Origin of the sequence: Kribbella sp. NBC_00359 (assembly GCF_036097425.1) — a bacterium.
In the GTDB taxonomy this organism is placed as follows: domain Bacteria; phylum Actinomycetota; class Actinomycetes; order Propionibacteriales; family Kribbellaceae; genus Kribbella.
The window spans coordinates 6,130,923-6,142,978 of sequence record NZ_CP107975.1; the positions used below are offsets into that span (position 1 = coordinate 6,130,923).

General features: G+C 69.6%; 14 protein-coding genes. 12 read left to right on the forward strand and 2 right to left on the reverse strand.

Annotated elements, in window-relative coordinates; translation table 11 throughout:
• The first annotated feature begins 9 nt into the window (after window positions 1-9).
• Both OG876_RS30005 and OG876_RS30010 read left to right on the forward strand, forming a co-directional pair.
• Window positions 10-1,050 (forward strand): DUF2330 domain-containing protein, encoded by a 1,041-nt coding sequence (locus tag OG876_RS30005; RefSeq protein ID WP_328520009.1) that lies wholly within the window; start codon window positions 10-12, stop codon window positions 1,048-1,050.
• A gap of 32 nt (window positions 1,051-1,082) precedes the next feature.
• On the forward strand, window positions 1,083-1,790 hold the full coding sequence (locus OG876_RS30010; protein ID WP_328520010.1) for an A24 family peptidase: 708 nt from the start codon (window positions 1,083-1,085) through the stop codon (window positions 1,788-1,790).
• A gap of 17 nt (window positions 1,791-1,807) precedes the next feature.
• Here OG876_RS30010 and OG876_RS30015 read toward each other — a convergent pair whose 3' ends face one another.
• A complete protein-coding gene (locus OG876_RS30015) occupies window positions 1,808-2,929 on the reverse strand; it encodes an ADP-ribosylglycohydrolase family protein (RefSeq protein WP_328520011.1) in 1,122 nt (373 codons plus the stop codon).
• A 123-nt stretch (window positions 2,930-3,052) separates the two neighbouring features.
• Here OG876_RS30015 and OG876_RS30020 point away from each other — a divergent pair, with 123 nt between their 5' ends.
• The 7 genes from OG876_RS30020 to OG876_RS30050 all read left to right on the forward strand — a co-directional run bounded on the left by OG876_RS30020 (window position 3,053) and on the right by OG876_RS30050 (window position 8,007).
• Entirely contained in the window at window positions 3,053-3,253 is a 201-nt protein-coding gene (locus OG876_RS30020) for a hypothetical protein (protein WP_328520012.1), read from the forward strand.
• 51 nt (window positions 3,254-3,304) lie between these two features.
• Window positions 3,305-3,568 (forward strand): type II toxin-antitoxin system Phd/YefM family antitoxin, encoded by a 264-nt coding sequence (locus OG876_RS30025; RefSeq protein ID WP_328520013.1) that lies wholly within the window; start codon window positions 3,305-3,307, stop codon window positions 3,566-3,568.
• Entirely contained in the window at window positions 3,565-3,975 is a 411-nt protein-coding gene (locus tag OG876_RS30030; protein ID WP_328520014.1) for a type II toxin-antitoxin system VapC family toxin, read from the forward strand. Before OG876_RS30025 ends, OG876_RS30030 begins: the two co-directional genes overlap by 4 nt.
• A gap of 43 nt (window positions 3,976-4,018) precedes the next feature.
• Entirely contained in the window at window positions 4,019-5,224 is a 1,206-nt protein-coding gene (gene aroC, locus OG876_RS30035; protein ID WP_328520015.1) for a chorismate synthase, read from the forward strand.
• Window positions 5,221-5,730: a shikimate kinase gene (locus OG876_RS30040; RefSeq protein WP_328520016.1), complete on the forward strand. Its 510-nt coding sequence runs from the start codon at window positions 5,221-5,223 to the stop codon at window positions 5,728-5,730. Before aroC ends, OG876_RS30040 begins: the two co-directional genes overlap by 4 nt.
• On the forward strand, window positions 5,727-6,827 hold the full coding sequence (gene aroB / locus OG876_RS30045) for a 3-dehydroquinate synthase (RefSeq protein ID WP_328520017.1): 1,101 nt from the start codon (window positions 5,727-5,729) through the stop codon (window positions 6,825-6,827). Before OG876_RS30040 ends, aroB begins: the two co-directional genes overlap by 4 nt.
• A 97-nt stretch (window positions 6,828-6,924) precedes the next feature.
• Window positions 6,925-8,007 carry a Gfo/Idh/MocA family protein gene (locus tag OG876_RS30050; RefSeq protein ID WP_328520018.1) on the forward strand — a complete coding sequence of 361 codons (1,083 nt, stop codon included), beginning with the start codon at window positions 6,925-6,927 and terminating at the stop codon, window positions 8,005-8,007.
• Here OG876_RS30050 and OG876_RS30055 read toward each other — a convergent pair.
• Entirely contained in the window at window positions 7,968-9,992 is a 2,025-nt protein-coding gene (locus tag OG876_RS30055) for a HelD family protein (protein WP_328520019.1), read from the reverse strand. The two genes, OG876_RS30050 and OG876_RS30055, sit on opposite strands and share 40 nt — an antisense overlap.
• Before the next feature lie 54 nt (window positions 9,993-10,046).
• On the opposite strand from OG876_RS30055, the gene OG876_RS30060 reads away from it, so the two are divergent.
• The 3 genes from OG876_RS30060 (at window position 10,047) to OG876_RS30070 (ending at window position 12,011) form a co-directional block, all read left to right on the forward strand.
• Window positions 10,047-10,637 (forward strand): TetR/AcrR family transcriptional regulator, encoded by a 591-nt coding sequence (locus tag OG876_RS30060; RefSeq protein ID WP_328520020.1) that lies wholly within the window; start codon window positions 10,047-10,049, stop codon window positions 10,635-10,637.
• Between the two features lie 19 nt (window positions 10,638-10,656).
• Window positions 10,657-11,094: a type II 3-dehydroquinate dehydratase gene (gene aroQ, locus OG876_RS30065; protein ID WP_328526982.1), complete on the forward strand. Its 438-nt coding sequence runs from the start codon at window positions 10,657-10,659 to the stop codon at window positions 11,092-11,094.
• A 245-nt stretch (window positions 11,095-11,339) separates the two neighbouring features.
• The gene (locus OG876_RS30070) at window positions 11,340-12,011 is read left to right on the forward strand and encodes a response regulator transcription factor (RefSeq protein ID WP_328520021.1); all 672 of its coding nucleotides are present in this window, start codon (window positions 11,340-11,342) and stop codon (window positions 12,009-12,011) included.
• Window positions 12,012-12,056: the final 45 nt, after the last annotated feature.

Here is a 12,056-nt window from a genome sequence, read left to right on the forward strand (position 1 = left end):
TCTCCCGCCGTGAAGCTTTGGCGGGTCGTCGCAGGAGTGCTGGTTGCCGGATTCGTCGCGGCCGGTGTGACGCCCGCCTGGGCGTGCGCGTGCGGCGGCTATCTGCCGGACGCACAGTCGCGCGCTCGTGCGTTCGGCGAGAACGCGCTGGTCCAGCACGACGCGGGGACCGAGAAGATCACGCTGTCGATGGCGATCAACGGCTCGTCGAAGAAGGCGGCCTGGATCATGCCGGTGCCGGCCGCGGCCAAGGTCGAGCTCGGTGACGACGACGTGTTCTCTCGGCTGGACCGGATGACGCGGCCCAAGACCGTGATTCGCAAGACCTACTGGCCGTTCCGGGACCTCGGGATCATGGGCAGTGGCGACCCCCTTGCCGCCGCGGCGCCGGCCGGCGGGGTCAGCGTGCGGCAGCAGATGGTGCTCGGGCCCTTCCAGGTCGCGCGGCTGGGTGGCTCGAGCGGATCCGCGGTGACGGACTGGCTCCGCACGAACGGGTACGTCGTACCGGCCACGCTGGCCGCGAACCTCACGCCGTACCTGACGGAGAAGTGGGAGATCGTCGCCGTGAAACTCGCGCCACAGCGGGACGGCGAGAGCCTGAGTGGAGCGACGCCGCCGTTGCGGCTGACGTTCGCGTCGGACCGGATCGTGTACCCGATGCGGTTGAGCAAGGGCGCGTCCACCGCGCAGACGGTCACCGTGTACGTCGCGGCAGCGCATCGCGTCGACGCCACCAAACTGCCGGACGCGGACGTGAAACCGGACCTGCTGTTCGCCGGCCGGGTCGAGGACGACGCACTGGCGAAGCCGGCCGACTATCTGACCGCGTTCACGGTCACCTATCGCGATCCGGGCCGGATCACCGACGACTTCACCTTCGCGCCGGCGGCGACCGACGACGGGTTCCAGCGGGTCGAGTACGTCACCGAGAACGACGGCCTGTGGAGCACGATCGGCGTGCTCCTCGGTGGCATGCTGCTGATCGGTGCCGGTGCGGCGGTGATCGCCAGGGTGCTCGTCCGGCGTTCATCCACAGGACGGGCGTAGCCGCGGGCCGAAATCGTCTAGGCTCCTGGATCGTGCCAGCTGACAACGCGTTGCTCGCCGCCGGGATCGGCGTGCTCTTCTGCGGCGTCTCGGCGTACGTGCTCGGCCCCTTGCTGCTGCGGAGCATCCCCGAGCCGGTGCTGGAGGAGGGCGAGACGAAGGTCCCGTACGCCGCGCTGGCCGGTCGGCAGGCGGCGTACTGGTGTGGCGGCCTGGCCGCGGTGTCCGGAGGACTGCTGGGGCTGATGCTCGGAATGTCGGCCGTGCTGCCGGCGTGGTTGTTGCTGGCGGTCGCCGGGGCGGTGCTCGGGTACATCGACGCGCGGACCCGGTTTCTGCCGTCGGTGATCATCTGGCCGACGTACGCGGTGGTCGGGCTCGCGCTGCTCGGCGCCGCGGTGGTGTCGGGGGACTGGGGGGCGCTGCGGCGGGCGGTGCTTGCGGGGGCGATCGGGTTCGCCGTGTTCTACGTGCTCTGGTTCGCGTTTCCGCGCGGGGTCGGGTTCGGCGACGTCCGGCTGTCCGGGCTCCTCGGGCTCGCGCTCGGCTGGCTCGGCTGGGGTGAGTTCGCCAGCGGCCTGTACGGCGGATTCTTCCTCGGCGCGATCGTCGGGATCGTACTGATCGTGGGCAAGGTGATGACCCGCAAACAGATGGTCCCCTTCGGCCCTTTCATGCTGGTCGGCGCCTTGGCCGGCGTGTTCCTGGGCGCACCGCTCGAGCGGTTGTACGTCGGATAGCCGACCCGCGGACTCCGTCACCAGCCCGGGTAGCGGGTGATCCAGGTGGTGTGTGGTCCGTAGTCGCCGTGCAGCCGCTTGGAGGCCTCGGTGAACTCCAGTGCGAAGTCGTCGGCCAGTTGGAGGATGACAGGGCGACCCTCGACGGTGAAGACGAGCTCCGGCGGCAGAGCCGTCTCACCGTGGAGGGCGCCGAGGATGTTCCCGCAGATGGCGCCGGTGGAGTCGCTGTCGCCGGAGTGCGTCACCGCCAGCGCGAGGGCGTCCAGGAACTGCTCCGGCGCGGGGTAGGCGAGGGCCGCGTAGACAGCGATCGCCAGCGCCTCTTCAGCGACCCAGCCACCGCCTAGCCGCTCGACTGTCACCGGTCCGCGCCCGGCCTCTGTCGCTGCCAGGTGGCGCGCGAAGGAGAGCGTCGTACTGGTCTCCTCGTGGTTCGGGTGCTGCACGAGCAGGGCGGTAGCGGTGTCGAGGGCCGTATCGAGGGTGGCGCCGCCGCAGATCTCGTGGACGATCGCGGCCAAGGTGCCGGCGGCGAGCTTGCCGGTCGGGTGGCCGTGCGTGTAGCCCGCGGCGGTCGCGGCCGAGTCGAAGACCCAGTCGGTCGGGAACATGGCCGGCAGCAGTCCGAACGGCGCTACCCGCATCACACCGCCACAGCCCTTGGAGTCGTTGACGGCCTCCGCGCCGAACTGCGGGATCCGGGGCTCACCCTTGCGTGCTTCCGTCAGCGCGTTGAGGCACGTCGTACCCGGTGCTCGCCGGGCGTACAGCCACTGCTCGGCCTGCAGCCAGCCGTCCCGCTCGCCAGTCGGCCCGGGCTGGGTCTGTGTGTCCAGCCAGCGGTCGTACGCGTGCTGCACCACCGCCACCGTGAAGCCGAGGCCGCGATCGGTCCGGACGCCGGCCCGGATCAGCCCTTCGACAGTGAACAGCGTCATCTGCGTGTCGTCGGTGATCGTCCCCGGCGGCCACCCCGCCGGTCCGGAGACGAAGGTCCGGAGCCGATCCGGGTGCTCGGCCACGATCGACCTGCCGTCCTGGAACTCGACCGGCCCACCCAGCGCGTCCCCGATCGCCCCGCCCAGCAGACTCCCGCGAACCCGCGCCCGCCACGTCTCTTCCGCCTCCCGATGCATGCCAGAACCCTAGCGACGGTGGTGCCAGCGCTACCCCAAGACGGGTTCCAGAGCCAGTTCGCCCAGAGCCTCCGGCTTCTACGGTCGTTGATAAGAAGGAACCGATCCGTCGAGGAGCGCATGATGACCCCCGCATTCCGTCGTACCGCCGGGCGCGTGGCCGTGGCGGCGCTCGCCACCACCGCCCTCACGGGCGCCGCGATCGCGGGCGGTCAAGCAGCCACCGCCTCGACCTCCGGCCACAACTCACCCATCGTCAAAACCTTCAACGCCGTCCTCACCCTCCGCACCGGCCCCACCCAGCCCCCAGAAACCTGCCACTGACTTGAGTGATTCTGTCCAGTCTGTCTAGACTGTTTCCCGAGGTGATGGGTGATGACGGTGACGGCTGGACAGTGGCAGCTGCAAGAGGCGAAACAGCATTTCAGTGAGTTGATCCGCGCCGTTCAGACGGATGGTCCGCAGTTCGTGACGAAGCACGGGCAGCAGGTCGCCGTGGTGCTGGACATCGTGGACTACCGGCGGATGACGGGAGTGGAACTGGTGGACTTCAAGCACTTCCTGGCCTCGGCTCCGGATCTGAGCATGCTCGAGATCGAGCGCTCGACGGCTCCGGTGCGGCAGGTCGAGTTCGAGTGAGCTTTCTGCTCGACACCAACGTGGTGTCGGAGTTCCGGAAGAAGTCTCCGGACGCCGGCGCCGCGGATTGGCTCGGCTCGGTCCGGTCGAGTCAGCTGTACCTGAGCGTCCTGGTCGTCGGAGAGATCAAGCAGGGCGTCGAGCGGCTCGCCGCGCGGGACCCGCAGCAGGCGGCCGTGATCGAGGACTGGCGGCAGCGCCTGGTCCGTGGATACGCGGATCGCATCGTTCCGGTGTCGCTCGAAGTCGCCGAGACCTGGGGTCGTCTGAACGCGACGGCCCCCTTGCCGCTGGTCGACGGGCTGATGGCCGCGACCGCGCTCGTCCACGACTGGACGTTCGTCACCCGGAACCACTCCGACGTGGAGCGGACCGGCGTACGGCTCCTGAATCCCTTCGGGGACTGAGACCGGCGTCTGGGGGGTGGGATGGGCGTGAAAGAATCGCGGCATGCTGCGCTGGCTTACTGCCGGCGAGTCGCACGGACAAGCGCTCGTCGCCGTACTTGAAGGTCTTCCCGCCGGGGTTGAGGTCACCACTGATGACGTGGCCGATGCCCTGGCTCGTCGTCGGCTGGGGTACGGCCGCGGGGCTCGGATGAAGTTCGAGCGGGACGAGGTGACATTCCTCGGCGGGTTCCGGCACGGACTCACGCTCGGGAGCCCGGTGGCGATCCAGGTCGGCAACACTGAGTGGCCGAAGTGGGAGCAGGTGATGAGTGCGGACCCGGTCGACCCGGCAACACTGGCTGACCTGGCCCGCAACGCTCCGCTGACCCGCCCGCGGCCCGGACATGCCGACCTGGCCGGCATGCAGAAGTACGGCTTCGACGAGGCCCGCCCAGTCCTGGAGCGCGCCAGCGCCCGCGAGACCGCGGCCCGGGTCGCCCTCGGTGAGGTCGCGGCCCGGTTCCTCCGGCAGGCGTACGGCGTGACGATCGTCAGCCACGTCGTCGAGCTCGGAACCGTCAAGGCGCCGTACGGCGTGATCCCGACGTACGCCGATGTCGAGAAGCTGGACGCGGATCCGGTGCGCTGCCTGGACACGGACGCGAGCAAGGCGATGGTCGCCGAGATCGACGCCGCCCAGAAGGCCGGCGACACGCTCGGCGGCGTGGTCGAGGTGGTCGTGGACGGACTCCCGCCAGGCCTCGGCAGCTACGTGCACTGGGACCGCCGGCTCGACTCCAAGCTGGCCGGTGCGCTGATGGGCATCCAGGCGATCAAGGGCGTCGAGCTCGGCGACGGGTTCGAGCTCGCCCGCACGCCGGGGTCGCAGGCACACGACGAGATCGTCGCCGAGGACGGCACCATCCGCCGGGCCAGCGGCCGATCGGGTGGCACCGAGGGCGGTATGAGCACCGGCGAGACGCTCCGGGTCCGGGCCGCGATGAAGCCGATCGCCACCGTGCCGCGCGCGCTCCGCACGATCGACACCACGACCGGCGAGGCCGCGTCCGCGCATCACCAGCGCTCCGACGTCTGCGCCGTACCGGCCGCGGGCATCGTGGCCGAGGCGATGGTCGCGCTGGTGCTGGCCGACGTCGCGCTGGAGAAGTTCGGCGGCGACTCGGTGGCCGAGTCCGCGCGCAACCACAAGGCGTACCTGGCCAGCCTGCCGACTACCATCACGCCGCGGGAGTGGGCCGAGCAGTGAGTCCTCTCGTCGTTCTCGTCGGGCCGCCCGGATCGGGCAAGTCGACCGTCGCCGCACTGCTGTCGGAGCGGCTGCACGCCCGGCACCGCGACACCGACACCGATGTCGAAACCGCTGCGGGCAAGCCGATCTCGGACATCTTCGTCGACTCGGGCGAAGCAGACTTCCGTGCGCTGGAGCGAGCTGCGATCGTGGCCGCGCTCGCCGACTCCGGCGAAGTGTTGTCGCTGGGCGGTGGTGCGATCCTCGACCCGGACACTCGTGCGGATCTGGCCGGCCAGACCGTGGTCTTCCTCGACGTCAGCGTCGGCGAGGCGGCGAAGCGCGTCGGTCTCGGCGTCGCGCGGCCGTTGCTGCTGGGCAACGTCAGGACTCAGCTGCGCAACCTGATGGAGGCCCGGCGACCGCTGTATGTCGAGGTCGCCAAGCTGACTGTGACGACGGACGACAAGACCCCTGAGCAGATCACCGACGAGATCCTCAGTCAGCTCGGAGCCCGCGGGTGAGCGGCGAGCCGACCCGGATCCGCGTCGCCGCGGCCGCGCCGTACGACGTTGTCATCGGCAACAACCTGCTCGGTGAACTGCCGGGCCTGCTGGGCGACGGCGTGCAGCGGGTCGCCGTCGTCCACCCGCGCGCGCTGCGGACCAGCGGCGACGCGATCCGCGACGACCTGACCGCCTCCGGGTACACCGCGCACGCGATCGAGATCCCGGACGCCGAGGACGCGAAGACCGCCGAGGTGCTGGCCTACTGCTGGTCGGTGCTCGGTCAGGCCGGCTTCACCCGCTCCGACGCGATCGTGAGCATCGGCGGCGGTACGACGACCGACCTGGCCGGCTTCGTCGCCGCGACCTGGCTGCGCGGGGTGAAGGTCGTGCACATCCCGACGACGCTCCTCGGGATGGTCGACGCGGCGGTCGGCGGGAAGACGGGAATCAACACCGCCGAGGGCAAGAACCTGGTCGGCGCGTTCTGGGAGCCGGCCGGCGTGCTGTGCGACCTCGCCGCGCTGGAGACGCTGCCTCGCAACGACTATGTCAGCGGCCTCGCCGAAGTGGTGAAGTGCGGGTTCATCGCGGACCCGATGATCCTCGACCTGGTCGAGAAGGATCCGGCCGGCGCGACGAGTCCGTCGTACGACGCGACCGAGGAACTGATCGCCCGGTCCATCCAGGTCAAGGCCGATACGGTCGGCGCGGATCTGCGTGAGCGGACCACCACCGCCGGAGGACGGATCGGCCGGGAGGCGCTGAACTACGGGCACACACTCGGCCACGCGATCGAGCGGGTCGAGCGGTACAAGTGGCGGCACGGTGCCGCGATCAGCATCGGCATGATCTTCGTCGCCGAGCTGGCCCGCGCGGCCGGCCGGCTCGACGACGCGACCGCTGACCGCCATCGCGCCGTACTCGAATCCCTCGGCCTCCCGGTCGGCTACCGGGCCGACGCCTGGCCGCAGCTCCAGGACGCGATGAAGCTCGACAAGAAGACCCGGGCCGACCGGCTCCGCTTCGTCATCCTCGACGCCCTGGCCAAGCCGACGATCCTCGAGGCCCCGGACCCGAGCCTGCTCGTCGCGGCGTACGCCGAGATCAGCTGAACCTGGCCGGAAACGGTCACCTGCTGGACCAGGCCTTGTACATCGGTGCAAACCCCTCAAGGATAGTTGGAAAGGGCTTTCCGACCTGAGGGGCTGCATGTCTGACAGCAAGCACCGGATCGCAATCGTCGGCACCGGCGGCATCGCCAACTCCCACGCCAAGGCGGTCACGTCGCTGCCCGAGCGCGCCGAGCTGGTCGCCGCGGTCGACGTCGACCTCGACCGGGCGAAGGACTTCGCGACCAAGTGGGACATCCCCGCGGTGTACCCGAGCCTGACCGAGCTGCTCGCGGCCGGCGGCGTCGACCTCGTCCACCTGTGTACGCCGCCCAGCTCACACGTACCGTTGGCCGCCGAGTGCCTGGCGGCGGATGTCGACGTCCTGGTGGAGAAGCCGCCAACGCTGTCGCTCGACGAGCTCGACGCGTTGCTCGAGGCGGAGAGCGCGTCGTCCGCTCAGGTTGCCTGCATCTTCCAGCATCGGTTCGGGTCCGGGGCGGTGCGGTTGCGCGAGCTGGTGGCCGACGGCGTTCTCGGCCGGCCATTGGTTGCCTTGTGCAACACCACCTGGTACCGCGACGACGCGTACTTCGCGGTGCCGTGGCGGGGGACCTTCGAGGTCGAGGGCGGCGGCCCGACGATGGGGCACGGGATCCATCAGTACGACCTGCTGCTGTCGATCCTCGGCCCGTGGGAGAAGGTGACCGCGCTCGCGGCCCGGCAGGCACGGCCGACGCAGACCGAGGACGTGTCGATGGCACTGGTCACCTTCGAGAACGGCGCCGTCGCCTCGGTCGTCAACTCCCTCGTGTCACCGCGTCAGACGTCCCAGCTCCGCTTCGACTACGAGAACGCAACCGTCGAGCTGGAACATCTCTACGGCTACAAGAACCCCGATTGGACGATCACCGCGGCACCTGGCCAGGAGTCGGTGACCGATGCCTGGTCCACCGATCTCCCTGATGTTGCGAGCGGGCACGCTGCCCAACTGGCCGCGGTTCTCGACGCTCTGACCACGGGGGCACCGGCGCCGGTGACCCTCGTCGAAGCTCGCAACACTGTCGAGTTGGCTGCCGCCATCTACGCGTCCGCCTTCACCGACAAGCCGATCCGTCGCGGTGAGCTGACCCGAGGGACGAGCTATGCCGAGCGCATGGGCGGCCCGGGCGCGCCCTGGTAAGTCAGTTCGCTCGGCAGGTCGCGGGTGTGCAGGACGTCGAGCCGGGAGACGGCCCGGGTCAGCACAACGTAGAGGCGGTTCAGGCCGCGGGGCTCGGCGCTGACGATCTCGGCCGGTTCGACGGCGATCACGTGGTCGTACTCGAGTCCCTTGGCCAGACTTGACGGTACGACGGCCACCCGGCCGTCGCCGTCCGGCGGGACGGATTCGATTCCGGCCGCCTTGAGCGCATCGGCCACGGTCGCGCTGTGGTGGTCCGCGGTGATCACGCCGATCGAGCCGTCGTACGCGAGTGCTGCTTGGACGGCGGTCACGCAGGCCGACGGGAGATCGTCGACCCGCGTGATCGTCAGTCGCCCGTCGGAACGGAACGAAGTGGTCGGCGGCACCGAGACGCCGAGCGGCTTCAGCAGCCGGTTGGCGATCTCCACCACGGCGGCCGGCACGCGGTACCCGGTGGTGAGCGCGACCACCTCGGCCGACGGCTTCCCGAGGTGCGTCAGCTGTGTCTCCCAGTCGCCGGCCGCCCAGGTCGTCGTACCTTGCGCCAGGTCGCCGAGCACGGTGATCGAGCCGTGCTCGCTGCGGCGGGCGATCGCGCGGCACTGCATGGGGGAGAGGTCCTGCGCTTCGTCGACGATCACGTGGCCGTAGGTCTGCCCGCGTTCGAGGAGGGCGCTCACCTCATCGAGCAGGACGGCGTCCGCCGCGGTCCAGCGTGCGCTCTTCGCCTTCCGCGGTCGAGGCCACGCGATGGCCTTCTGCTCTTCCGTGGTGAGGATGCCGTCCGCGGCGGTCGCCCGCTGATCCGGGTGGCTGAGTAGCTCGGCCAGGATCTCGTCGGCCTTGACGTTCGGCCACACGGCTTCGACCGCCGGCTTCGCGGCTCGTGCCATCGCCCGGAGCCAGACAGCGTTGCAGTTCTGACCGCGTGCTTCCGCCTGACGCTGCAGCGCGGCGACGATCCGAGCGGTCACTCGCTCCCGACCCATCAGGTACGCCGTGGCATCCGCCCGCGCCTCGACCACCATCTCGTCGAACTCGTGCTGATTGACCCGCCACTTGTACGATCCGTCAGCCACGACCACCGCCTGGTCCGGCCGCCCGATCCGCCCGTACACCGCGTTCCGTAGTACGTCGGCCATCCGCGGATCGTGCTTGATCGCGGCCACCTCCGGCTCGTCGATGCTCCGGATCGTGCCGCCCAGCAACTCCTCGACGGTGGTCTGCTCGACGTCCACCTCGCCGAGCGTCGGCAGCACGGCCGAGATGTAGTGCAGGAAGGCACGGTTGGGGCCGAGCACGAGTACGCCGTTCCGCCGCAGTCGCGACCGGTGTGCGTAGAGAAGGTAGGCGGCCCGATGCAGTCCGACCGCTGTCTTCCCCGTGCCAGGTGCACCTTGGATGCAGACGGACACCTCCAACTCGGTCCGCACCAGCGCGTCCTGCTCCGGCTGAATCGTGGCCACGATGTCGCGCATCGGACCGACCCGGGCTCGCTCGATCTCCCGCCGTACGAGATCGCTTGAACCGGACGGCGCGCCCGACGTGAGGTGCTCGTCCTCGAAACTGGTCAGCGTGTTGCCCGACCAGCCGAAGCGGCGACGGGTCTCAACCCCTTGCGGCTCGACGGCGGAGGCTTGGTAGAAGGCAGTCGACACCGGGGCTCGCCAGTCGATCACCATCGGCGGGCGCCCGATCGCATCCGAGATGTGCCGCCGGCCGAGGTAGTACGTCTGGCCACGGTGCTCCCCGGCGCCGGGCTGCGCGCCGTACCGGATCAGCCCGAAGAACGGCGGGTTGTCACCCTCCTCGCCCAGGTCGCGGGCGAGTGTCTTGAGGTAGTAGCCGAGTCGCTCGGCCGTGTACCGATCGCCCCAGGTGTCCTCGCCGACGACCACGTTCTCGCGCGCGCCCGCCACCATCCGCCGCAACGCCTCCCGGCACCGCTCGGCGTACTCGCGCTCCCCGTCCAGTGCCCGCATCACGCTCCCGAAAAGTTAACTCGGTCAATCTTCTGACTAGGTTAACATGACTCCGTGACCGGACTCCGTGCCCGCAAGAAGCAGCAGACCCACGACGCCCTCTCCGAGGCGGCGATCACGCTGTTCCTCGAGCGCGGTTTCGACGAGGTCTCGGTCACCGACATCGCGGCGGCTGCGAACGTGTCCAAACCCACCCTGTTCAAGTACTTCCCGACCAAGCAGGATCTCGTCCTGCACCGCATCGCCGACCACCAGCACGAGGCCGCCAGAGTGGTCGACGCCTCCGCGGCACCCCCGATCGAGGCCCTCCGCGACCACTTCCTCGATGGCCTCGACCGCCGCGACCCGGTCACCGGTCTCAACGACCACCCAGCAGTGCTCGCCTACAACAACCTCGTCTTCACCACTCCGGCTCTGGAGACCCACCTCGCGCGGTTCATCTCCGGCGACCAGCACGCCCTGGCGGTTGCCCTGGGCAATGACCTCCGCGCGGAGATCACCGCGGCCTGCCTGATCTCGGTCCATCAGGTCCTCAGCCGCCGCAACTGGCAGGCCATGAGCTCCGGGACCGCGGCGTCCGTCTACTACCCGACGGCTCGCGCCGAGGCGGTCACCGCCTACAACTCCCTGGCCGCTGGGCTCTAGGGTGGGTCGGGTGACTGATGTGCGTAGGCGAGTGCTGGTGCTGAACGGGCCCAACTTGGGGCGGCTGGGGTCCCGGGAGCCGGAGAAGTACGGGTCGACGACGTTCGCCGAGTTGGTGGGGGAGTGCGAGAAGGCGGGTGCCGAGCTCGGGCTGGAGGTCGAGGTGCGGCAGACCGATGACGAGGCCGAGCTGGTCGGCTGGTTGCACGAGGCGGCCGACGGGCGGATCCCGGTGGTGCTGAACCCGGCCGCGTTCACCCACTACTCGTACTCACTCCGCGACGCCATCGCCCAGCGGACGGCTCCGCTGATCGAGATCCACCTCACCAACCCCGCCACCCGCGAGGACTTCCGGCACACCAGTGTCGTCGCGGGTGTGGCCACCGGCACCATCGCCGGCTTCGGCCTCGACTCCTACCGGCTCGCGCTTCGCGCCCTCACCACGCTCCCGGAGTAACCAAACTGCCCTTTCGGGCATCTAGGTGGTGTAGGCACACGTCGCGGACCCGCGGCCGAGAGACCGGTGCAAGACGCCGGTGAGATGTGGATGGTTCACTCTAGGCGTGGGGTCCTGCTACCGGCCGTCACCGGTCTGAAGGCTGGCTGAAGGTCCGGCGGCACGATCGAATCGACGATTGGGGGGTTCGTGTGACTGCGGATTCGATTCGTTCCGTTCATCAACGCTCTGGGGGAGTGACAAGCATGATCACGCAACAAGGCATACCTGTCTGGGTGAAAGCGCTGGACCCGCTGTCGCAGTTCGGGCTGGTGCACGCGCTCAAACAGCGGCCCGAGATCGCCCTGATCAGCGACGCCGACCTGGCGGCGCTGCAGCAGAGCCAGCCGGCCGGCCAGCGCACCGCCCCGCCAGTGGTCGCGTTGGTCGCCGTCGACTCGCTGGACAGCGGAGCCGTCCAGGTCCTCCGGGCGGCAACGCAACGGGGGTGTCGCCGGACCGTGCTGATCGGCAGCACGATCGACGACGACGCGCTGATGACCGCGGTCGAGCTCGGGGTGTCCGGCGTGCTGCGGCGTACCGAGGCGACGGCCGACCGCATCGTGCACCTGCTGCAGGCCGCCGCCGCGGGTGAGGGCAGCCTGCCTCCGGATCTGCTGGGCAGGTTGCTCGGTCAGGTGTCGCGGATGCAGCGGCCCGTGCTGGCACCGAGTGGGCTGTCCCACACCGGGCTGTCCGACCGCGAGACGCAGGTGCTGCGGCTGGTGGCCGACGGCAAGGACACCCAGGAGATCGCCCGCGAGCTGTCCTACTCGGAGCGGACGGTGAAGAACGTCCTCCACGACGTGACCAGCCGCCTGCAACTGAAGAACCGCTCGCACGCCGTCGCCTACGCCCTCCGCGAAGGCCTCATCTGACCCAGCGCCACCCCGCCGGCCCTCGCTCCCCGCGTGGGCCAGCGG